Below are 22,109 nucleotides of genomic sequence, written 5' to 3'. Positions count from 1 at the left end.
TCCCTCCGGGATGCCATCGCGTTTGCCTACCCTCAACGCACGTCTCCTAGGAGCCCGCGATGCACGACGTAACGCGCCGGTCCGCCCTGTGCTCGGCCATAGCCGTAGCCCTCGCTCCCACTCTGGGATCCCTGATACTGCCCGGGCTGGCGCCTGCGGCGTCCGCGGCGGTCTCGTGGACCGCGAAGTGGATCTGGGCGCCGTCCAGCTCGATCAACCAGTGGGTGGCCTTCCGTAGATCGTTCACCCTGGGCTCCGCGCCATCGAAGGCCGTGACGCAGATCGCGGCCGACTCGAAGTACTGGCTGTGGGTCAACGGCACACTCGTGGTGTTCGAGGGCGGGCTCAAGCGCGGTCCGAACCGTACGGACACGTACTACGACGAGATCGACCTCGCCCAGTACCTGACCAGCGGCACCAACACCGTCGCGCTGCTGGTGCGGTACTTCGGCAAGCAGGGCTTCTCGCACAGCAGCAGCGGCAAGGGCGGTCTGCTGTTCCAGTCGGACATCGAGACCGGTTCCACCACCACCCGGCTGGTCAGCGACACCGGCTGGAAGCACAAGGTCCACCCGGGCTACTCCCACAACACCGGTGGCACCCAGACCAACTTCCGGCTGCCCGAGTCCAATGTCTACTACGACGCCCGCAACGCCACCGCCATGGCCGACTGGCAGTCCTCCGGCTTCGACGACAGCTCCTGGAGCGCGCCCACCGACTTCGGCGCCGCCGGAGCCGCTCCCTGGAACGGCCTGGTCGAGCGGCCGATCCCGCAGTTCCGGTACTCCGGCCTGAAGTCCTACACCAACGCCGCCTCGTTCCCGAGCGTCGGCCAGGGCTCCACGGCCATCTCGGCCACCCTGCCGTCCAACATCCAGGTCACGCCGTACCTGAAGGTCGACGCTCCGGTCGGCACCGTGATCGGCATCCAGACCGACCACTACGACGACGGCAAGGGCCTGGTGGGCATCGACCAGGCCACCATCTTCAACGTCCGCGCCACCTACGTCTGCACCGGCGGGGTCCAGGAGTTCGAGGCGCTGGGCTGGATGAGCGGTACCGCCGTGCGGTACACCATCCCCGCGGGTGTGACGATCGTGGAGCTGAAGTACCGGGAGTCGGGGTACGACACGGACTTCGACGGGGCGTTCAGCAGCAGTGACGCCTTCTTCGACACCTTGTGGACCAAGGCCGCCCGCACCATGTACGTCAACATGCGGGACAACTACATGGACTGCCCGACCCGCGAGCGTGCCCAGTGGTGGGGCGATGTGGTCAACCAGCTGAAGGAAGGTTTCTACACCTTCGACACCAAGTCCTACGACCTCGGCAAGAAGGCCATCGCGCAGCTGGCATCCTGGCAGGAGTCCGGCGGCGTGCTGTACTCCCCGATGCCCTCGACCATCTGGACCGCCGAGCTGCCCAACCAGATGCTCGCCTCGGTGTGGTCGTTCTGGACGTTCCACCTCTACACCGGCGACACGAGCACGGTCACCGGCGCCTACCCGGCGGTGAAGAAGTACCTGGACCTGTGGGGCCTGGGCAGCGACGGCCTGGTGGCCCACCGCACCGGGGACTGGGACTGGCAGGACTGGGGCAGCAACATCGACGCCCGGGTCCTGAACAACTGCTGGTACTACCTGGCCCTGGACACCGCCGCCAAGCTCGCCGACCTCAGTGGCAACACCGGCGACGTCGCCGGATGGCAGGCCCAGCGCGACAGCATCAAGTCCAACTTCGACACCCTGCTGTGGAACTCCACGAAGAACGAGTACCGCTCGCCCGGCTACAACGGCGACACCGACGACCGGGCCAACGCCCTCGCCGTCGTCACGGGCCTGGCCCCCGCCTCCCGCCACCGGGCCGTGACGGAGGTGCTGCGCACCCACCTCAACGCCAGCCCCTACATGGAGTTCTACGTCCTGGAAGCGCTGTATCTGATGGGCGCGGCCACCGTCGCCGAGGAGCGGATGCGCAACCGCTTCGCCGCCCAGGTCGCCGACCCCGCCTGCCACACGCTGTGGGAGGTCTGGGTCAAGTCGGAGGGCACCGACAACCACGCCTGGAACGGCGGCCCCCTGTACGCGCTGTCGGCCTACGCCGCCGGTGTCCGCCCCACCAAGGCGGGCTGGGAGACGTACGAGGTCATCCCGCAGACCGGTACCCTCACGAAGATCAACACGGTGACGCCGACCATCGAGGGTGAGATCCGCTTCGGCATCACACGCGACGGCACCCAGGTGACCCTGACGCTCACCTCGCCGAGCGGAACGACCGCCCGGGTGGGCGTGCCCACCTACGGCGGTTCCCAGCCCGTCATCAAGGCGAACGGCACCACCGTCTTCACCGGCGGCTCCTCCACCGGCGGCGTCAGCGGTCTGAGCTATGACGGCAAGGACTCCTCGTACGTCTACTTCAAGGTCCAGCCGGGCACGTGGACGTTCACGGCGACGGGCACCGGCCGCCTCGACAACCTGGCCCTGGGCCGGACGGTCACCAGCAACAACAGCCTGGAGAACAGCAACTGGGGCAAGAACCGGCTCACCGACGGCAAGCTCACCAGCGTCACCGGAGCCAAGGGGTACACCAGCAACGACTTCGCCTCCGCCGATGTCGGCGCGAACCCGGTGTGGGTGGAGATCGACCTCGGCGCGGACACCGACCTCGACGCCGTACGCCTCTTCCCGCGCACCGACACCGGGGGAGCGGGCGGCGGTACGGCGGGCTTCCCCGTCGACTTCAAGATCCAGACGCGCCCCGACGGATCCGGCGCCTACACCACCGTCCGCACCGTCACCGGCCAGGCCAACCCCGACGGCAAGGTCCAGACGTACGGATTCAAGACCACCACCGCCCGCTATGTCCGCCTCGAGGCCACCAAGCTGGGCACCCCCGCGTCCGACGAGTCCACCAAGTTCCGCCTGCAACTCGCCGAACTCACCGTCCCGACCGCCGCGACGGCCGTGACGGCCAACTACACGCTGGAGAACAGCGACTGGGGCAAGACCCGGATCCTGGAGGGCACCACCACGAGCGTCAGCGGCGCCAAGGGCTTCACCAGCATCAACTTCCCCGCCGCCGATGTCAGTGACACACCCGTGTGGATCGAGGTCGACCTCGGCGCCGACCGGTCCATCGGCTCGGTCACCCTCCACCCGCGCACCGACGCCGGTGGAGCCGGCGGCGGCTCGGCGGGCTTCCCCGTCGACTTCACGCTGCAGACCCGCCCCGAGGGGTCCAGCACCTACACCACCGCCCGTACCGTCACCGGCCAGGCCAACCCGAGCGGAGCCGCCCAGACCTACACCCTCACCTCCACCACCGGCCGCTACCTGCGCCTGACGGCGACCAAACTCGGTACTCCGGCCTCCGACGAGTCCACCAAGTTCCGCCTGCAGCTGGCCGAGATCGGCATCAAGTAGCACGCCACGGCCGCAGTGGCCCGCCCAGCACGCACCCGCGTGCCGGGCGGGCCGCCGGGGCAGGCGGCGGATGACGTGGCCGAGCCGGGCGTGGGTGAAGCGCATGCGGTGCACCGCGCGCCGCCCGTCGTGGTCTGTGTGGTTGCTGTGAATTCAGTGGTGACGATCCGTTGACTTTCGTGTAGCGGGCGTTCTAGCTTCAGCGCCGGTCGATCGGTTCGACGGTTCGTTCATCGTTCGGTATATCGGCCAATTCTTGCGCGTGTTCGCGTTGCCGCGCCTTCCGGAAGGAACCCCTATGCCCCTTCAGCAGTTCGTCCCTCGGGCAAGACGCCTGGGCAGAGCAGTCCTCGTCCGTGCGGCGGTGCTCGCGACGGCCGCAGGTGCGCTGGTCGCCCTCCAGCACCCGCAGGCCACCGAACTCGACCGGGCGCAACCCGTCGCGGTGACGTCCAACCAGATCGCGGTGGACCCGGCGCCGATGGGCTGGGCCTCGTGGAACACGTTCGCCGCGAAGATCGACTACAACGTGATCAAGTCGCAGGTCGACGCGTTCGTCGCGGCCGGACTGCCGGAGGCCGGGTACAAGTACATCAACCTCGACGAGGGCTGGTGGCAGGGCACCCGCGACAGCCAGGGCAACATCACCATCGACGAGTCCGAGTGGCCCGGCGGTATGAGCGCGATCGCCGACTACATCCACAGCAAGGGCCTCAAGGCCGGCATCTACACCGACGCGGGCAAGGACGGCTGCGGCTACTACTTCCCGACCGGCCGCCCGGCCGCGCCCGGCAGCGGCAGCGAGGGCCACTACGAGCGGGACATGCTCCAGTTCTCGCAGTGGGGCTTCGACTACGTCAAGGTCGACTGGTGCGGCGGCGATGTCGAGGGCCTCGACGCGAAGGCCACCTACCAGGCCATCAGCGACGCCGCCGCCAAGGCGACCGCCACCACCGGCCGTGAGCTGAAACTGTCCATCTGCAACTGGGGCAAGCAGAACCCGTGGAACTGGGGCGCCGGCATGGCCGCCCTGTGGCGCACCAACACCGACATCATCTTCCACGGCAACTCGCCGTCGTGGAACAGCATGCTCGCCAACTTCGACACGAACGTGCACCCCTCGGCCCAGCACACCGGCTACTACAACGACCCGGACATGCTCATGGTCGGCCTGGACGGCTTCACCGCCGCCCAGAACCGCAGCCACATGAACCTGTGGGCCATCTCGGGTGCCCCGCTCCTCGCCGGCAACAACCTGACCACCATGTCCACGCAGACGCGTGACATCCTCACCAACCCCGAGGTCATCGCGGTCGACCAGGACCCGCGCGGCCTCCAGGGCGTCAAGGTCGCCGAGGACACCAGCGGACTGCAGGTCTACAACAAGGTCCTGTCCGGCTCCGGCAAGCGGGCCGTCGTCCTGCTCAACCGCACCTCCAGCACGCAGAACATGACCGTCCGCTGGTCCGACCTCGGACTGACAGGCGCCTCCGCCACGGTCCGCAACCTCTGGACGCGCTCCAACGTGGGCAGCTTCGCAACCAGCTACACCGTCTCCGTCCCCGCCAGGGACTCGGTGATGCTCACGGTCACCGGCGGCACCGAGGCCGCGAGCTCGACGTACGAGGCCGAGGCCACCGCCAACACCAAGGGCGGCTCCGCGGCCAACGCGACCTGCGCCAACTGCTCCGGCGGCACCAAGGTCGGCAATGTCGGCAACGGCTCCGCCAACACCCTCCGCTTCAACAACGTGACGGCCGGCGCCACGGGCACCAAGGTCGTCGACATCGCCTACACCAACGGCAGCAACGCGGCCCGTAAGGCCGTCCTCCGGGTCAACGGACAGCAGGCCACGACGGTCCTTTTCCCGCCGACCGGCTCCTGGACCACGCCCGGCACCGTCTCGGTCGAGGTCTCCCTGGCGAAGGGCTCGTCGAACACGCTGACGTTCTCCAACTCCTCCGCCTGGACACCGGACTTCGACGCCATCGAGGTCCGCCCGCTGCCCGGAGCGAACGGCGCCCAGGTGGTCGGACAGCAGTCGAACCGCTGCCTCGACATCAACAACAACACCATCACCAACGGCACCGACGCGCAGCTGTGGGACTGCCACGGCGGCGAGAACCAGTCCTGGAACAACACCTCCCGCAAGCAGCTCGTGGTCTACGGCAACAAGTGCCTGGACGCCTACAACCGCGGCACGACCAACGGCACCCGGGTCGTCATCTGGGACTGCAACGGCCAGACCAACCAGCAGTGGAACGTCAACGCGGACGGCACTATCACCAACGTGAACGGCGGCCTCTGCCTGGCCCCCACCAACGCGGGGACCGCCAACGGCACCAAGCTGGTCCTGTGGACCTGCAACGGTGGCAACGACCAGAAGTGGACCCTGTCGTAGTCCGCACGGCGGCGTGAAGCACGAGGGCCCGATCCGAACCTGGATCGGGCCCTTCGCCGAGGAGGAGCGGGGTCACCTGTCGAGCGAGAGGAGGTGATCAGGCCCAGGGGCTGACCGCCTTGAAGGAACTGTCGGCACGGAAGGTGGCGTTGTCCTGGTAGGGGTCGATGCGCAGCTCGTAGTTGTAGTGGCGCAGGTAGCGGCCGGGGTAGTTGTACGACTCCAGGCTGACCGAGCCGGTGGCCGAACCAGGCCGGGCGCAGTAGGTGGCGTCCTTGTTGAAGGTCGCCGTGCCGTTGCTCGCGTCGAAGCGGATCCGGTAGTCCTTGTGGCGCAGGTAGCGGCCGGACGAGTCACGGAACGAGTAGCAGGTGGGCTCCGCCAGGCCGGGGACCACGGTGAAGGTGGCGCTCTGCTTGACGGCCGTGGTGCTCGAGGAGGTCACCGGGTCGAGGTAGCCGAGGCTGTCGGAGCGGACGGCGACGTAGCGGCCGGGGAAGTTGACCGACTGGAGCGAGCGGGTGGTGTTCGTCGGCAGGGTGGGGATCGGGTCGATGCTGCTCAGGGTGGGGACGACCTTCTTGATCAGGCCGCCTGAGTCGAACTCCAGCTTGTCGATGGTGGTTTCGCGGTGGGTGCCGTCACCGCCGGGGATGGCGAAGCGGTGGTAGGCGATGTACCAGTCGTCGGTGTTCGGGACGTGGACCACCGAGTGGTGGCCGGGGCCCTTGATGCCGAGGGCGAGGTCCTTCTCCAGGATCACGCCTCGCTTGGTCCAGGGGCCGGTGGGCGAGGAGCCGGTGGCGTAGGCGACGCGGTAGTTCTCGTCCCGGGTGTCGTTCTCCGACCACATGAAGTAGTAGGTGCCGTTGCGCTTGATGACGAAGGTGCCCTCGTTGTAGCCGCTGGGGGTGATGTTGGTGACCTTGGAGGCGTCGAAGGAGACCATGTCGTCGTTCAGCGGGACGACGTACGCCCGGCCGTTGCCCCAGTAGAGGTACTGCTTGCCGTCGTCGTCGGTGAAGACCGCCGGGTCGATCATCTGGCCGGTGTAGGCGCCGCGGGCGATCAGCGGCTTGCCCAGGGGGTCGCTGAACGGGCCGGTGGGCGAGTCGGAGACCGCGACGCCGATGTTCGTGTCGGCGGAGTAGTAGAAGTAGTACTTCCCGTTCTTCTCGGCCATTGTCGGCGCCCAGGCCCGGGTGTCGGCCCAGCTGACGTCGGGTCCGAGGTCGAGGATGACGCCGTGGTCCTGCCAGTGGACCAGGTCCTTGGAGGAGTACGCCTTGAACTGCGTGCCGCTCCAGCCCGCGAAGCCGTCGGTGGTCGGGTACATGTAGTAGGTGTCGCCGAACCGGACGATGTTCGGGTCGGCGGTGAGCCCCGGCAGGACCGGGCTCCGCATGACCAGCGCCTCGACGGTCCAGGTGCGCTTCTGGCCGTCGGAGCCGGTCACCTCGTACGTGAGCGGCTTGGTGAAGTCGCGCGGGGTACCTGAGGCCGGGCTGATGGACGCGCCGCTGACGAGGGTGAACTGCGGGGCGAGGGCGGTGAGGTCGGTGCCCTCGGTCACCGGGAGGGTGACCTTGCTGTTGGCGTCGTCGACGATGGCGTCGATCTTCAGTGCGGGGTGGGTGACCTTCGCGATGCCCGTGGTGTTCCCGCTGAGTTCGACGACTTCGCCGGGCGCCAGCGCGCGGTTGTAGACGCGGAAGTCGCGGATCTTGCCCTTGAAGAGCTTGTCACTGTTGTAGACCGACTTGCCGATGTAGTTGGCCGTGGTGATGCCGGACCCGATGGAACCGGGGGTGGTGGTGACCGACGTGTTACGGGCCACCTCCACGCCGTCCTGGTAGAGGACGCCCGTGTTGCCGGTCTGGGTGTAGGTGACGTGCTTCCAGACCGAGCGCTGCAACGCGGCGGAGGTCCGGGTGTTCTGCTCGGTGGTGAAGCCCCCGGAGGTGATGGCGGTCCGGAAGGAATCGCCGGTGGTGAACAGGTACCCGTTGCCGTTGCCGTTGGTGGTGTTGCCGAAGCCGTAGATGAAGTACGGCGTGGTCTGGGTGGCGTCGATCTGCACGTCCATCGAGACGGTGATCGAGTTCATGCCGCTCATGATGTTGTCCGGCACCTTGATGTAGGTGCTCGACCCGTTGAAGGTGAGTCCTTCCCCGGTACCCGACCAGTTCGCGGTGCCGTTGACGGTGCCGTTCCTGCCGTTGCCCGAGGCGTCCGCCGCCACGGTGCCCGAGGTGGCGTCGAGTTTGTACCAGAGAGCCAGGCCGTCGGTGATCTCCGCCGCCTGGGCGGGGGCCGCCGGGCCGACGACGCCCATCAGGAGCGAGGCGGCGGCCACGGCGGCCAGAGCGCCCGGCCGGAATCTTCGGCGGCCCTGAGGTCTCACGCTGTGCATGGGGTTCACATCCCTGAAGAAGACATGCCTGAGGCGGGGTGTGCGAGGCCTCGGCCGAGGTGCTGGGGATCTTCGCCCGCTGACATCGCGTTGGTGAGTGTGAATTGGGGCACGATCGGCGTCAATAGTTTTCGAACAACGTCCGACAGGTCGGACATCCTCCTTCCGGCTCGGCTACTCGTCGCCACCGCAAAGACCGGCCCGGTGCCGAGGTGCCGAGGCCGGGAGCGGCTCAAGTTCCTCCGCCTGTGGGAGGTTCCCTCGCCGACGCGTGACGTCAAGCAGCTTGAAGATCCCCGTCACCGCTGCATGCTGTCGCAAACTGGTGTCACCAGCCGGACGACGAGCCTCTGACCTGTGAGGGAATGGACCCGCATGAAAATCCTCATCAGCGCCGACATGGAAGGCGCCACGGGTGTGACCTGGCCGGCCGATGTGCTGCCGGGAACACCGCAGTGGGAGCGGTGCCGGGGAATGTTCACGTCGGACGTGAACGCCGCCGTGCTCGGGTTCTTCGACGGCGGCGCCGACGAGGTGCTCATCAACGAGGCGCACTGGACGATGCGCAATCTGCTGCTCGAACAGCTCGACGAGCGGGCGCAGATGCTCACCGGCCGCCACAAGGCGCTGTCCATGGTCGAGGGCGTGCAGCACGGTGACGTGGACGGCATCGCGTTCCTCGGCTATCACGCGGGCGCCGGCATGGAGGGCGTCCTCGCCCACACCTATCTGGCGAACTCCATCACCGGGGTGTGGGTCGGCGGCGTACGCGCCGGCGAGGGGTTGTTGAATTCGCATGTCGTCGCCGAGTACGGGGTGCCGATCGTGCTGGTCACGGGCGACGACGTGGCCTGCGAGGACGCCCTCGGGTACGCGCCAGGGGCGCTGAAGGTGGCGGTCAAGGACCATGTGTCGCGGTACGCGGCCGTGTGCCGTACGCCGGCCAGGACCGCCGCCGACATCCGCGCGGCGGCGAAGGAGGCCGCGTCGCTCGCGGTGCGTCACGAACCGGTCCGGGGCGGGCCGTTCACCGTGGCGCTGGAGTTCGACGCCGAGCATCTGGCGATGGCCGCGACGGTCGTGCCGGGTGTGACGCGCGTCGGAGAGCGGAAGGTCTCCTACACCAGCCCGACCATGTACGAGGGAATCCGCACCTTCAAGGCGGTCACCACGCTCGTATCGGCCGCAGTGGAGGAGCAGTATGGCTGAGCAGCAGCACATCGACGAGCAGGCCCTGGACGAAGTCGTCCGCTTCACCTCCGATCTCATCCGGATCGACACCACCAACCGCGGCGGGGGCGACTGCCGGGAGCGTCCGGCCGCCGAGTACGCCGCCGAGCGGCTCGCGGGGGCAGGGCTGGCACCCACCCTCCTGGAGCGCACCGAGGGCCGTACGAACGTCGTCGCGCGTGTCGAGGGCACCGACCCCTCGGCCGACGCGCTGCTGCTCCACGGCCATCTGGACGTGGTGCCCGCGCGGGCCGAGGACTGGAGCGTGCACCCGTTCTCCGGGGAGATCCGCGACGGCGTCGTGTGGGGGCGCGGCGCGGTCGACATGAAGAACATGGACGCGATGATCCTCGCGGTCGTCCGGAACTGGGCCCGGCTCGGCGTACGGCCCCGCAGGGACATCGTCATCGCGTTCACCGCCGACGAGGAGGCGAGCGCGGAGGACGGCTCCGGGTTTCTCGCCGACGCCCACCCCGGCCTCTTCGAGGGCTGCACCGAGGGCGTCAGCGAGGCGGGGGCGTTCACGTTCCACGACGGGAGCGGCCGGGAGATCTACCCGATCGCCGCCGGTGAGCGCGGCACGGCCTGGCTGAAGCTCACCGCGCGCGGCCGGGCCGGCCACGGCTCCAAGCCGAACGGGGAGAACGCGGTGACCCGCCTCGCCAAGGCCATCACCCGGATCGGCGGACACGAGTGGCCCACCCGGCTCACCCCGACCGTACGCGCGGCCCTCACCGAACTCGCCGCGCTGTACGGGGTCGAGGCCGATCTGGACGACGTGGACGGCCTGCTCGGCAAGCTCGGCTCCGCCGCCGCCCTCGTCGAGCCGACGGTCAGGAACAGCGCCAACCCGACGATGCTCGAAGCCGGTTACAAAATCAACGTGGTCCCGGCAGAGGCCGTCGCGTTTGTGGACGGCCGGTTCCTGCCGGGCGGCGAGGACGAGTTCCGGGCCACTCTCGACCGGCTCACCGGGCCGGACGTGGAGTGGGAGTTCCACCACCGGGAGGTGGCCCTGCAGGCGCCGGTCGACTCGGTGACGTACGCGCGGATGCGGGCCGCCGTGGAGGAGTTCGCGCCCGAGGGGCATGTGGTGCCGTTCTGCATGTCGGGCGGCACGGACGCCAAGCAGTTCTCCCGACTCGGCATCACCGGCTACGGCTTCACCCCGCTGAAGCTCCCCGAGGGCTTCGACTACGCGGCCCTCTTCCACGGCGTCGACGAGCGCGTCCCCGTCGAGGCACTCCACTTCGGCGTCCGCGTCCTCGACCGTTTCCTGCGCACGGCCTGACGCGCGCCCCGCCGGGGAAGCAAGTTACAGAGAGCATCAGAACAACAGGTACAACGAACCAATGGGGGACTAGGTGCAGACCTTGGCGTACGGTTCATGGCCATCGCCCATCGACGCGTCACTCGCCGCCGCGCACGACGGATTCCCCGATTTCGTGGGTTTCGTCGGCGACGAGGCCTGGTGGACCGAGCCGAGGCCCACCGAGGGCGGCCGACGCACACTCGTCCGGCGTACGGCCGACGGCACCGAGGAGTCGGTGCTGCCCGCGCCGTGGAACGTGCGCAGCCGCGTCATGGAGTACGGCGGCCACCCCTGGGCCGGGACGATGCGGGACGACGGGCCCCTCGTGGTGTTCGTGAACTTCGCCGACCAGCGGCTCTACCGCTGCGAGCCGGGCGGCGAGCCCCGTCCGCTCACCCCCGTGTCGCCGGTCGGCGGCGGTCTGCGGTGGGTGGACCCGCGGCTGCGCCCGGAGCGGGACGAGGTGTGGTGCGTCCTGGAGGAGTTCACCGGGGACCGGCCCACCGATCTACGGCGCGTGCTGGTCGCCGTTCCGCTGGACGGCTCGGCGGCCGAGGACCGCTCGGCGGTGCGCGAACTCACCGCCGAACGGCACCGGTTCGTCACCGGCGCCCGGCTCTCGCCCGACGGCGGGCAGGCCGTCTGGCTCGCCTGGGACCATCCGCGCATGCCCTGGGACGGCACCTCGCTGATGATCGCCGAGGTCGGCGACGACGGTCTGCTGCACGGGGCGCGCGAGTTCGCGGGCGGCCCGGACGAGTCCATCGCCCAGGCCGAGTGGACCCCCGACGGGGCGCTCGTCTATTCGAGTGACCGTACCGGCTGGTGGAACCTGTACCGCGTCGACCGCATCGACGGCGACGGCGAGGCCAGGGCCCTGTGCGGGCGGGACGAGGAGTTCGGCGGGCCGCTGTGGAAGGTCGGCGCACGCTGGTTCGCTCCCCTGGAGAGCGGGCAGATCGCCGTGGTCCACGGCCGGGGCGCCACATCGCTGGGCATCCTCGACCCCGACACCGGCCAGATCGTCGACACGGCGGGCCCGTGGACCGAGTTCTCCTCGACGCTCGCCGCGCACGGCGACCGCGTCGTCGCCGTCGGGGCCAGCCCCCGCAGCGCCTGCGAGGTGGTCGAACTGGACGCCCGTACCGGCCGGGCACGCGTCGTCGGGGCGACGCACGACGACCCGGTGGACCCCGCGTACTACCCGGAACCCCAGATCCGCACCTTCCACGGCCCCGCCGGGCGCGAGATCCACGCCCATGTCTACCCGCCGCACCACCCCGGCTGTATGGCCCCCGGCACCGAGCTGCCGCCCTACGTCGTCTGGGCGCACGGCGGCCCCACCAGCAGGGCGCCCCTCGTCCTGAACCTGGCGATCGCGTACTTCACCTCGCGCGGCATCGGCGTCGCCGAGGTCAACTACGGCGGGTCCACGGGATACGGACGGGAGTACCGGGGCCGGCTGCGCGAGCAGTGGGGCGTCGTCGACGTCGAGGACTGCGCGGCCGTCGCCCTCGCGCTCGCCGACGAGGGCACCGCCGACCGTCGACGGCTCGCCGTCCGGGGCGGCAGCGCCGGCGGCTGGACGTCGGTCGTGTCCCTCACCACGACCGACGTCTACGCCTGCGGAACCATCCTCTATCCGGTGCTGGACCTCACCACCTGGGGCTCCGACGAGACCCACGACTTCGAATCCCGGTATCTGGAGAGTCTGGTCGGGCCGTTCGCCGAGGTGCCGGCCCGGTACGCGGAGCGCTCGCCCACCGAGCACGCCGACCGGATCACCGCGCCCTTCCTGCTGCTCCAGGGCCTCGACGACGTGATCTGCCCGCCCGTGCAGTGCGAGCGGTTCCTCGCCCGGCTGGACGGACGCGGGGTGCCGCACGCCTACATCGCGTTCGAGGGAGAAGGGCACGGATTCCGGCGGGCGGAGACGATGGTGCGGGCACTGGAGGCCGAGCTTTCGCTCTATGCGCAGGTCTTCGGGTTGAATCCTCCCGGAATCCCTACTCTGGAGCTCGCCAAGTGACGTCGTCCTCGCCCACCAGCCCCACGTCCCTGACCAGACCCGCCCGGCTCGCCCGCGGCGCCCGGGTCGCCGTCGTCGCACCCAGCGGGCCGGTGCCCGAGGAACGGCTCGTCGCGGGGCTCGACATCCTGCGCGGCTGGGACCTCGACCCCGTCGTCGCACCCCATGTGCTCGACCGGCATCCCACCTTCGACTACCTCGCGGGCACGGACGCCGACCGTGCCGCCGACCTCCAGGCCGCCTGGTGCGACCCGTCCGTGTCCGCCGTGGTGTGCGCCCGCGGCGGCTACGGCGTACAGCGGATCGTCGACCTGCTCGACTGGGACGCGATACGGGCGGCCGGGCCCAAGGCGTTCGTCGGGTTCAGCGACATCACCGCGCTCCACGAGGCGTTCGCGACCCGCGCCGGCTTCACCACCCTGCACGGCCCGATGGCCGCCGCCGTCGACTTCATCAAGAACGAGCGGGCGCGGGAGCACCTGCGGGCCACCCTGTTCGAGCCCGACACCGTGCGCACGATCACGGCCCCGCAGAGCACGGCCCTGATACCCGGCCGGGCCCGCGGCGTCGTCATCGGCGGCTGCCTGTGCCTGCTCGCCGCCGACCTCGGCAGCCCGTACGCCCGGCCGTCCGCCCGCGGCGCGCTGCTCTGCCTGGAGGACGTCGGCGAGGAGACGTACCGCCTCGACCGCTACCTCACCCAGCTCCTGCGCGCCGGCTGGTTCGACGGGGTCGCGGGCGTCCTCCTCGGCTCCTGGGCGGAGTGCGCCCCCTACGGGGAGGTCCGCGCCCTGCTCGTGGACCGGATCGGCGGGCTCGGGGTGCCGATCGTGGAGGAGTTCGGATTCGGGCACGGGGAGGGGGCGTTGACGATCCCCTTCGGTGTGACGGCCGAACTCGACGCGGACGCGGGCACGTTGACGCTCGACGAACCGGCGCTGAGGTGAGCGACGGGGCGTGCGGCACCGCAAGGCACTGACCCGAACCACGGTTCCCTTCGCTGCCGTTGGGAATCAAGGGATCGAACGGGTCACGATCGCCGGCGGTCCCGCACGAGCGGGTGAGGCCCGACCGCCGGGCGCGGCCTGCTCGGCGGGCTGAACACGCGAGGGGTCGTCGGGGGGCGATGGGATGCGGCTTCCGGGGTGGGTGGAGTCGCCCGCGGTCAGGAACGAGTTCTCGGGCGGGTCCGCCGAGTACGTCGTGATGACGGGGTCCGTGCAGGGCGGCATCCATGTGCATCTGCACCCCCGGGAGGCGGCCGGGCGGACGAGGTGGCGCGGGCTGCTCCTGCCCCTCGCCCTCGTCGTGGCGGCGCTCACCCTGCTCGTCCGCGTCGATGTGACCATGGCCCGGGTCACAGGCGTGCTGCTGCTGGTCGGCGCCCTCTGGCGGGGGTTCGTCGCACTGCGCGGCGCCAAGGCGGGCGACGTGTTCCTGCCCGACACCCGGCTCGACGCGGCCCAGTCCGCGCTCGCCTCCGGGCTGCGCGCCGTCTACGACCGGGAGGAACGCCTCTCCCGCATCCACGACCCGGTGCCGCTGCGCGTGCGCTGGGCAGGGGGCGACCCGCTGCTCGCCGACCACTGGATCAACATCCGGGACGGTGAGGGCGAGCCGCTCGACCTCACCGGCGAACTGGCCGACGTGGCGGCCGAGTTCGAGGGGCTGCCGATGCGCAGACTGGTCGTGCTCGGCGCGGCCGGAGCCGGAAAGTCCGTCCTCGCCCTGCGCCTCGCACGGACCCTGCTCGACCGAGGCCGGGACCCGGACCCGGATCCGGACTCCGGTGCGTCCCGCAGGGCCGCCCCCGTCCCCGTCGTGCTGCCCCTGGCCGCCTGGGACGCCGCGCGCAGCGGGCCCTGGGAGTGGGCCGCCCGCCAACTCGCCGCACTGCACCCGACGATCGCGGCCACCGACCTCGAACGCCATCTGCTGGCACGCGCGTTGCTGGACACGGGACGCGTCCTGCCCGTGCTGGACGGCTTCGACGAACTGCCCGACGGTGCCCGCGCCACCGCACTGGACCGGCTCAACGCGGGGCTCGGCCCCGGTCGCGGACTCGTCCTCACCAGCCGCCCCGAGGCGTACGCGAAGGCCGTGGACTCCAGCGACGTACTCACCGGCGCGGCCGTCGTCGAACTTCAGCCGCTCACCGTGGAGCAGTTGGCCGAGTTCCTGCCGCGCACCACCCGGCCGACCGGACGCGGGGACACGACGGTGACCAAGTGGGACCCGGTGCTGCGGCGGCTCGGCGACACCACCGGCGGCGACGTCCAGGCCAAGCGGTTGCGGGCAGCGCTCTCCACGCCCCTCATGGTGGGGCTGGCCCGGGCCGCGTACAGCGACACGGACGCCGATCCCATGGATCTGCTGGACGCCGACCGCTTCCCGGACCAGCGGGCGGTGCAGCGGCATCTGCTCGACGCGTACGTCCCCGCCGTGTACCGGATTCCGCTGGACGACCGGGCCGCGCGCGGGCCCTGGAACGGGGAGCAGGCCGGGCTGTGGCTGGGGTTCCTGGCGCGGCATTCGCGGGCCGACGGGATCCAGGCACTGGCGTGGTGGCGACTGCACCTGGCGACCTGGGGGGTCATCGGGGCGGTTCCCTCGGTGCTGGCGGCCGGGGCGCTGTCGGCGGCTCTGTACTGGACCGGCGCCGGGCGCGGGGTGGCCGATACACCGTGGGTGGGCGGGCCCATGTGGCTCGACCTCGGATCCCTGGCAGCCGTCGCCGCGCTCCTGTGGTGGGCGACGCAGCAGCGGACCAAGCTGCCCGGTCCGAGAAAGCTGGCCTCGCCCCGGGCCTGGCGGCCCTGGCAGCCGGTGGAGTCGCTCACCAACCCGGCGGACACCAGAGTCGTACCCGGACCGCGCACGGTTCTGCGCGACGACAGGAAGGCCGCCTTGACGGCCGGCGGCCTGTGGTTCTTCCAGGGGCACAGCCGCGCGTGGGCACAGCTGGCGGCGCTGGGCGCGATGATCGTCGTAGGCATGGTCTGGTGGGCCCGCGCAGGCCGGCTCCGGGGGTACCCGGCCGCTCCGACGGACGTATTGCTGTTCATCGGCGGCTGCGTCGTCGCCGTGATCCTGTACGGCTGGGGCACCACCGCGTGGGTGCGCTACACCCAGGCTCGCGTATGGCTCGCGCTGCGCGGGCGGTTGCCCTGGCGGCTCCAGGGCTTCCTGGAGGACGCTCACCGGCGCGGGGTGCTGCGGCAGAGCGGAGGGGTGTACCAGTTCCGCCACCTGGAGCTGCGCGATCGGCTCGCGGGGGAGGAGAACGAGGAGGAACGGCGGGATTTCGCCCCGCGACCGGCCGTCCGGGTCGCCGGATCCGTGGGCCAGATCGTGCTCGCCGTCCTGCTGGTCGGGACCGCGTTGGTGCCCAGGGTCTGGTCGCCGCCGCCCGGCCCGTACGCCTCCCCACATGACGTCTGCGCCCTGCTCACCAAGGCCTGGCTGCGTCCCCTCATGTCCCGGCCGCAGATGGACCGTCCGAGTGCCGACCAGTGCCGATGGGCCGAATCGGGGCCGGGGCGTGACGCCGAGCTGCGACTGGGAGTCGCCGCGGCCGAACCGGAACAGGGCTACGCCGGCGCGATCGTGGCCGACTCCTGGCTGGGGTCCGCCGGCAGTCGGCGGTCCGCGCCCCTGCCGGGCGTCGGCGACCGGGCCATGCAGCAGGTGCAGGGCGCGGCCGGCACCCTCTACGGGGACCGCGCCTTCGTCGAGGACGGCCGCAGGGCGGTCGTCCGCGCCCGCGTGGGCAACCTGTACGTCGAGCTCAGCTACCAGGAGGAACTCGCCGACGCCGGACGCGTCCTGACCCTTGCCGTGGCACTCACCCGGGAGGTACTGCACAACGCGGCCGGCACCCCGCCGCCCGCGGGCTCCCTGGCCGACGTACCGACCCCCACGATCCCCGACGACTCCCGGTTCGCCCGTCACCGCACGGTCACCACCGCCTCGGCCGTTCTGGGCGGTGAGACGTGGGGGCCCGGCGAGCGGTCCGAGCTGCACGATCTGCCCGGGTTCCCCTTCGTCTTCCGCGGCCCGAGACTGCTGTGCGGCGAACCGACCGAGTCCGGTGTGCTGCTCTGCCAGCCGGCCGAAGGCCCGGGCGATCCGGGCTACGCCGGTCTCCGGGCAGTGATCGAGCGGTGCGGCAGCACACCGTGCTCCAAGAAGCGGGCCGACCGCCTCAGCCGTCCGTCGGAGTGGTACTTGGAGTCCCCCTCGGACTTCCAGCGCCTCGACGGAGCGACCCGGTACAACGACGTCGAGTTCGGCGTGGAGCCGCTCGACGGGTGGCCGGACGTACACCGCCTGTACGCCGCGCAGCTGCTGCGGCACATCAAGGCGGACGGCGTGTACTACCTCCTCGCCCTCCAGATCTACACCGAGGTCGACCAGGCGGCGCTGGCCCGCAAGACCCTCAACGACGTCCTGGCCCAGAGCGTCCCGGCGGCCCCCTGACCCCCATCGCCCTCATCCGGAGGAACCTCCCGCCGGGCGCCCCGCACGCCTGTGACGCATCCTGATTCCATGAGCCCGAAGAAGTCCGAAGGCGGCCGGAGGCGCGGGGGACGGAGCTGGAGAGAGGTGATGACGCCCGGCAACGTGGCCGTGACCGTGGTCGTCGTGCTCGCACTCGTGTTCATCTTCGAGAACACCCAGAGCACCAAGATCCGGCTGCTGATCTCCGAGGTCACCATGCCGCTGTGGATGGCCCTGCTGGGCATGGGCGTGGTCGGGGCGCTGTGCGGGATCTTCTTGGGGCGAAGGCGGGGCTGACGCGTACGGTGACGTGGTGTCCGACACCATTCGCTTTCTCGCCGAAGGCCCCCGCGTGGGCATACGGCACTTCACCCTCGACGACAGTGCCGAGTTCACCGCCCGGGTGCGGGAGAGCAGGGAACTGCACCACCCGTGGCTGTCGCCGCCGGCCAACGCGACCGCCTATGCCTCGTACGCCGGTCGGCTGATCGAGGATCCGGCGAAGGCCGGGTTCCTGGTGTGCGAGAAGGACGGCGGAGGGATCGCCGGGTTCGTCAACATCAACAACATCGTCGAGGGCGCGTTCCAGTGCGGAGCCCTCGGGTACGGCGCGTTCGCGCACGGCGCCGGGCGGGGCCTGATGCGCGAAGGGCTCGGGCTCGTCGTCGCGTACGCGTTCGGGGCCATGGGGCTGCACCGGCTGGAGATCAACGTGCAGCCCGGGAACGCCGCCTCCATCGCACTGGCCAAGCGCTGCGGGTTCCGGCTGGAGGGGTTCTCCCCGAACTTCCTGTTCATCGACGGGGCCTGGCGGGACCACGAGAGGTGGGCCGTCACCGCCGAGATGATCGCCGCACGTACATGACCCCGACTCCGACCCCGGACGGCCTGGTCACCCGGCCGCGCGGCGGTCCGCGTACTCGTACACCGAGCCGTCCGGATGCATCGCGATCAGGTTGCGGCCCACCGGGGTGGGCACCGGGCCCGCCAGGACGTGGGCGCCGGAGGCCGTGAGGACCTGGTGGGCCTCGTCGACGTCCTTGACCGCGATGGTGGCGGTGACCTTGCGCAGGACCTCCAGTTCCGACTCGGGGCCGCTCATCAGCAGGAAGCAGCCGACGGCGGCGACCCGGACGCCACCGCGTTCGAAACGCTGGGCCGGTCCGCCCGCGAGTCTCTCGTAGAACGGGACCGTGGCCTCCAGGGCGTCGACGCAGATACGGAGCGTGGTGCCGAGAATCTCCATACGGACGAGCCTAGTTGGGGTCGAGGGGGAGAGCAGATCGTTTCGGACGGTTCGGGCCGATCTCTCGCCGTTGTCGCCGGCCCACGGCAGGAACGACGCGAAGAAAGGTGGCTACTGCATCTGTCCGATCGTGCCGCGGTTCCCCTGACGGGCGGGTACGGCCCGGGGGTCCGGTGGTGGCCGGGTCGCGGTCCCGGTGGCCGGGGGTCACAGTGGAAGGCGGACGTCCGAGCCCGGGGAGCCCGGGACCTCGGAGTCCGAGGACCCATGGACGTTTGGGTGCGGTGACCAGGGGGACGCGGTAGGCCCGTATCCGCGACCCCGTCGGAGGCGAACCGTGAGTCGAGCCCGCATCGTGACCGCCGGTGTCCGCGTCACCCCGCTCGACCCGACCGACCACTTCCCGTGTCCGCCCAAACCCGGCAAGGGTTCGGAAGGAGCCTCATGAACACCCGCCAACTCACCGAACTCGCACAGCAGTTGCGCGTCGACAGCGTCCGCGCCTCGGCCGCCGCCGGGTCCGGGCATCCCACGTCCTCCATGTCGGCCGCCGAACTGATGGCGGTGCTGCTCGCCCGTCACCTCCACTACGACTTCGAACGCCCCCAGCACCCCGCCAACGACCGCTTCGTGCTCTCCAAGGGCCATGCCTCGCCGCTGCTGTACTCCATGTACAAGGCGGCCGGCGCGATCAACGACACCGAGCTGCTGACCTTCCGGCGGCTCGGCAGCCGTCTGGAGGGCCATCCGACGCCGCGGCGGCTGCCCTGGGTCGAGACGGCCACCGGCTCGCTCGGCCAGGGGCTGCCCGTCGGCGTCGGCATCGCCATGGCGGGGAAGCGGATCGACCGCACCGGGTACCGGGTGTGGGTGCTGTGCGGCGACAGCGAACTCGCCGAGGGCTCCATCTGGGAGGCCGCCGAGCACGCAGCGTACGAGCATCTCGACAACCTCACCGCGGTCGTCGACGTCAACCGGCTCGGCCAGCGCGGGCCCACCCGGCACGGGCACGATCTCGGCGCATACGCCCGCCGCTTCGCGGCCTTCGGCTGGCACACCATCGTGATCGACGGGCACGACGTGGACGCCGTCGACCGCGCCTACGCCGAGGCCGGGTCCACCAGGGGCCAGCCCACGGTGATCCTCGCCCGCACCCTCAAGGGCAAGGGCGTCGAGGCCGCCCAGGACCGCGAGGGCCTGCACGGCAAGCCCCTCAAGGACCCCGAGGCGGCCGTCGAGGAACTCGGCGGCGTACGGGACATCCGTGTCGAGGTCCAACCGCCGCCCGCCGCCCGGATGTTGCACGCCGTACGGACCGGGCATCTGGAACTGCCGCGCTACGAGACCGGCGAACGGGCAGCCACCCGGGACGCGTTCGGGCAGGCGCTCGCCGCGCTCGGCACCGCACGCGGTGACGTCGTCGCCCTCGACGGCGAGGTCGGCGACTCGACTCGCGCCGAACTGTTCGCCAAGGAGCACCCCGACCGGTACTTCGAGTGCTACATCGCCGAGCAGCAACTGGTGGCCGCGGCCGTCGGGTTCGCGTCCCGCGGCTGGGTGCCGTACGCGGCCACGTTCGCCGCGTTCCTCACCCGCGCCCACGACTTCATCCGCATGGCCTCGGTCAGCGGCGCCGGGATCAACCTCGTCGGCTCGCACGCGGGCGTCTCCATCGGCCAGGACGGGCCCTCGCAGATGGGCCTGGAGGACCTCGCGATGATGCGCGCGGTGCACGGCTCGACCGTGCTGTACCCGTGCGACGCCAACCAGACAGCCAAGCTGGTCGGCGCCATGGCGGGCCGCGACGGCGTCCGGTATCTGCGGACCACGCGCGGCGAGACCCCGGTCCTCTACAGCCCGACGGAGGAGTTCCCCATCGGCGGCAGCAAGGTGCTGCGCGCCTCGGACACCGACCGGCTCACCGTCGTCGCGGCCGGGATCACCGTCCACGAGGCGCTGAAGGCCGCCGACGCGCTGGACGCGGAGGGCATCCAGGTCCGGGTGATCGACCTGTACTCGGTCAAGCCCGTCGACCGCCGCACCCTGCGCGAGGCCGCCGAACGCACCGGGTGCCTGCTCACCGTGGAGGACCACCACGAGGAGGGCGGCCTCGGCGACGCCGTGCTCGACGCCTTCCTCGACGGGCGTCCACTGCCCCGCCTGGTCCGCCTCGCCGTCCGTACGATGCCGGGCTCGGCCACTCCGGACGAGCAGCTGCACGCCGCGGGCATCGACGCCGAGGCGATCGCGGCCGCCGGCCGACTGCTGGTGGAGACAGCCATCGTGCACTGAGCCTTATCGGCACGACCTTTCGACCATTTCCACGAACGCAGAAACGCAAAACACCGATAAACGCAAAACGCGGAAAAAAGCAAAACACAGACACAAGCAAAGGGGATTCCGGGTCCCATTCGCAGGACCCGGAATCCCCTGATTCAATTCACCACCTGTACCAGCGGCCGCGGCCCCCGGTGGCGTTCGTCCCGCGGAGCAGGAAGCCGAGAAGCCACAGGACGAGGACGGCCAGCGCGAGCCACCAAAGAATTTTTACTGCGAATCCGGCACCGAAGAGAATCAGAACCAGCAGCAGCACCAGCAGGATGGCAATCATATTGTGAACCTCCTAATGGTGCGAGTTTCCAGAATCGTCGCAATCAGGCCGGCAAACGACAGAGAATTTCTCCGTGCAGGACGGCGAACCAGCCGTCCTGCCGCAGCCCCCACTCCCGCCACGCCCCGGCGATCGCCTCCAACTGCTCGCCGGTCGCGTGACCGCCCTCGGTGGCCCGGTCGGCGTACGCGGAGGCGACCGTGCGGTCCGCCCACAGGCCGCTCCACCAGGCCCGCTCCTCCGCCGTGGCGTAGGTCCAGGTGGCGGAGGTGGCCGTGATGTCCGTGAGGCCGGCCCGCAGCGCCCATGACTTCAGCCGGCGACCGGCGTCCGGCTCGCCGCCGTTGCCGCGGGCCACCCGCCGGTACAGGTCCAGCCAGTCGTCCATGCCCGGCGAGGCCGGGAACCAGGTCATCGCCGCGTAGTCCGAATCCCGGACGGCGACGAGACCGCCGGGCCTGGTCACCCGGCGCATCTCGCGCAGCGCCTGCACGGGATCGCCCACGTGTTGGAGCACCTGATGCGCGTGGACCACGCAGAACGTGTCGTCCGGGTAGTCCAGCGCGTGGACGTCCGCGACCGCGAAGTCGACGTTCTCCAGGCCGCGTTCGGCGGCCGTGGCCCTGGCCTGGTCCAGGATGCCGGGCGCGTGGTCGACGCCGGTCACATGGCCGTCCGGGACCAGGGCGGCCAGGTCGGCGGTGATGGTGCCCGGGCCGCAGCCGATGTCCAGGATCTTCATGTGCGGCCTCAGCGAACCGAGGAGGTAGGCCGCCGAGTTGGCGGCCGTCCGCCAGGTGTGCGAGCGCAGCACCGACTCGTGGTGCCCGTGCGTGTAGACGGCCGTCTCCCGTGCCTTCGCCATGACCGTTCCCCTTCCGCGAGGTTCCGTGACGTACTCGAACCGTACGCGGTCATGTCGAATATTGAGACCCACGTCTTGAA

14 protein-coding genes are annotated in these 22,109 nt (G+C 70.4%); 10 read left to right on the top strand and 4 right to left on the bottom strand.

Features of this window, described 5'->3' with window-relative positions; genetic code table 11:
• Nucleotides 1–59: 59 nt before the first annotated feature.
• Both SGFS_RS14475 and SGFS_RS14470 read left to right on the top strand, forming a co-directional pair.
• Nucleotides 60–3,422, top strand: a complete 3,363-nt coding sequence (locus SGFS_RS14475) for an alpha-L-rhamnosidase-related protein (protein WP_286250473.1) — start codon at nucleotides 60–62, stop codon at nucleotides 3,420–3,422.
• A gap of 298 nt (nucleotides 3,423–3,720) precedes the next feature.
• Nucleotides 3,721–5,823, top strand: a complete 2,103-nt coding sequence (locus tag SGFS_RS14470) for a ricin-type beta-trefoil lectin domain protein (protein WP_286250472.1) — start codon at nucleotides 3,721–3,723, stop codon at nucleotides 5,821–5,823.
• Nucleotides 5,824–5,920: 97 nt separating this feature from the next.
• Here the strand turns inward: SGFS_RS14470 and SGFS_RS14460 are convergent, their stop codons facing one another.
• Entirely contained in the window at nucleotides 5,921–8,227 is a 2,307-nt protein-coding gene (locus SGFS_RS14460; RefSeq protein ID WP_434028194.1) for a family 43 glycosylhydrolase, read from the bottom strand.
• A gap of 384 nt (nucleotides 8,228–8,611) precedes the next feature.
• On the opposite strand from SGFS_RS14460, the gene SGFS_RS14455 reads away from it, so the two are divergent.
• The 7 genes from SGFS_RS14455 to SGFS_RS14425 all read left to right on the top strand — a co-directional run bounded on the left by SGFS_RS14455 (nucleotide 8,612) and on the right by SGFS_RS14425 (nucleotide 18,172).
• Entirely contained in the window at nucleotides 8,612–9,445 is an 834-nt protein-coding gene (locus tag SGFS_RS14455) for a M55 family metallopeptidase (RefSeq protein WP_286250471.1), read from the top strand.
• On the top strand, nucleotides 9,438–10,757 hold the full coding sequence (locus SGFS_RS14450; protein ID WP_286250470.1) for a M20/M25/M40 family metallo-hydrolase: 1,320 nt from the start codon (nucleotides 9,438–9,440) through the stop codon (nucleotides 10,755–10,757). The genes SGFS_RS14455 and SGFS_RS14450 overlap by 8 nt, the downstream gene beginning before the upstream one ends.
• A 73-nt stretch (nucleotides 10,758–10,830) precedes the next feature.
• Nucleotides 10,831–12,807 (top strand): S9 family peptidase, encoded by a 1,977-nt coding sequence (locus tag SGFS_RS14445; RefSeq protein ID WP_286250469.1) that lies wholly within the window; start codon nucleotides 10,831–10,833, stop codon nucleotides 12,805–12,807.
• Entirely contained in the window at nucleotides 12,804–13,754 is a 951-nt protein-coding gene (locus SGFS_RS14440; RefSeq protein WP_286250468.1) for a S66 peptidase family protein, read from the top strand. The genes SGFS_RS14445 and SGFS_RS14440 overlap by 4 nt, the downstream gene beginning before the upstream one ends.
• Before the next feature lie 184 nt (nucleotides 13,755–13,938).
• Nucleotides 13,939–17,286, top strand: a complete 3,348-nt coding sequence (locus SGFS_RS14435) for an NACHT domain-containing protein (protein WP_286250467.1) — start codon at nucleotides 13,939–13,941, stop codon at nucleotides 17,284–17,286.
• Between the two features lie 129 nt (nucleotides 17,287–17,415).
• Nucleotides 17,416–17,604, top strand: coding sequence for a LapA family protein (locus SGFS_RS14430; RefSeq protein ID WP_350283999.1), 189 nt, complete (start codon nucleotides 17,416–17,418; stop codon nucleotides 17,602–17,604).
• 16 nt (nucleotides 17,605–17,620) lie between these two features.
• Entirely contained in the window at nucleotides 17,621–18,172 is a 552-nt protein-coding gene (locus SGFS_RS14425; protein WP_286250464.1) for a GNAT family N-acetyltransferase, read from the top strand.
• Between the two features lie 27 nt (nucleotides 18,173–18,199).
• Here the strand turns inward: SGFS_RS14425 and SGFS_RS14420 are convergent, their stop codons facing one another.
• Nucleotides 18,200–18,553: a VOC family protein gene (locus SGFS_RS14420; protein WP_286250462.1), complete on the bottom strand. Its 354-nt coding sequence runs from the start codon at nucleotides 18,551–18,553 to the stop codon at nucleotides 18,200–18,202.
• 444 nt (nucleotides 18,554–18,997) lie between these two features.
• Between SGFS_RS14420 and SGFS_RS14415 the strand changes: the two genes are divergently transcribed.
• Nucleotides 18,998–20,845, top strand: a complete 1,848-nt coding sequence (locus tag SGFS_RS14415) for a transketolase (protein WP_286250460.1) — start codon at nucleotides 18,998–19,000, stop codon at nucleotides 20,843–20,845.
• A 148-nt stretch (nucleotides 20,846–20,993) separates the two neighbouring features.
• Here SGFS_RS14415 and SGFS_RS14410 read toward each other — a convergent pair whose 3' ends face one another.
• Together SGFS_RS14410 and SGFS_RS14405 are read right to left on the bottom strand one after the other, a co-directional pair.
• Nucleotides 20,994–21,164 (bottom strand): hydrophobic protein, encoded by a 171-nt coding sequence (locus tag SGFS_RS14410; protein ID WP_286250459.1) that lies wholly within the window; start codon nucleotides 21,162–21,164, stop codon nucleotides 20,994–20,996.
• 43 nt (nucleotides 21,165–21,207) lie between these two features.
• Nucleotides 21,208–22,029 carry a class I SAM-dependent methyltransferase gene (locus tag SGFS_RS14405; protein ID WP_286250457.1) on the bottom strand — a complete coding sequence of 274 codons (822 nt, stop codon included), beginning with the start codon at nucleotides 22,027–22,029 and terminating at the stop codon, nucleotides 21,208–21,210.
• Between the last annotated feature and the right edge of the window lie 80 nt (nucleotides 22,030–22,109).

The sequence above is a fragment of the Streptomyces graminofaciens genome (assembly GCF_030294945.1).
Classification (GTDB): Bacteria; Actinomycetota; Actinomycetes; order Streptomycetales; family Streptomycetaceae; genus Streptomyces; species Streptomyces graminofaciens.
Note: the sequence above shows the minus strand (reverse complement) of the source record. Positions and strands in the feature narration are given on the sequence as shown.

Coding starts and splice junctions, on each gene's coding strand:
- SGFS_RS14430 (WP_350283999.1), top strand. CDS start 17,416: ATGACGCCCGGCAACGTGGCCGTGACCGTGGTCGTCGTGCTCGCACTC.
- SGFS_RS14455 (WP_286250471.1), top strand. CDS start 8,612: ATGAAAATCCTCATCAGCGCCGACATGGAAGGCGCCACGGGTGTGACC.
- SGFS_RS14420 (WP_286250462.1), bottom strand. CDS start 18,553: ATGGAGATTCTCGGCACCACGCTCCGTATCTGCGTCGACGCCCTGGAG.
- SGFS_RS14405 (WP_286250457.1), bottom strand. CDS start 22,029: ATGGCGAAGGCACGGGAGACGGCCGTCTACACGCACGGGCACCACGAG.
- SGFS_RS14410 (WP_286250459.1), bottom strand. CDS start 21,164: ATGATTGCCATCCTGCTGGTGCTGCTGCTGGTTCTGATTCTCTTCGGT.
- SGFS_RS14450 (WP_286250470.1), top strand. CDS start 9,438: ATGGCTGAGCAGCAGCACATCGACGAGCAGGCCCTGGACGAAGTCGTC.
- SGFS_RS14435 (WP_286250467.1), top strand. CDS start 13,939: ATGCGGCTTCCGGGGTGGGTGGAGTCGCCCGCGGTCAGGAACGAGTTC.
- SGFS_RS14415 (WP_286250460.1), top strand. CDS start 18,998: ATGAACACCCGCCAACTCACCGAACTCGCACAGCAGTTGCGCGTCGAC.
- SGFS_RS14475 (WP_286250473.1), top strand. CDS start 60: ATGCACGACGTAACGCGCCGGTCCGCCCTGTGCTCGGCCATAGCCGTA.
- SGFS_RS14470 (WP_286250472.1), top strand. CDS start 3,721: ATGCCCCTTCAGCAGTTCGTCCCTCGGGCAAGACGCCTGGGCAGAGCA.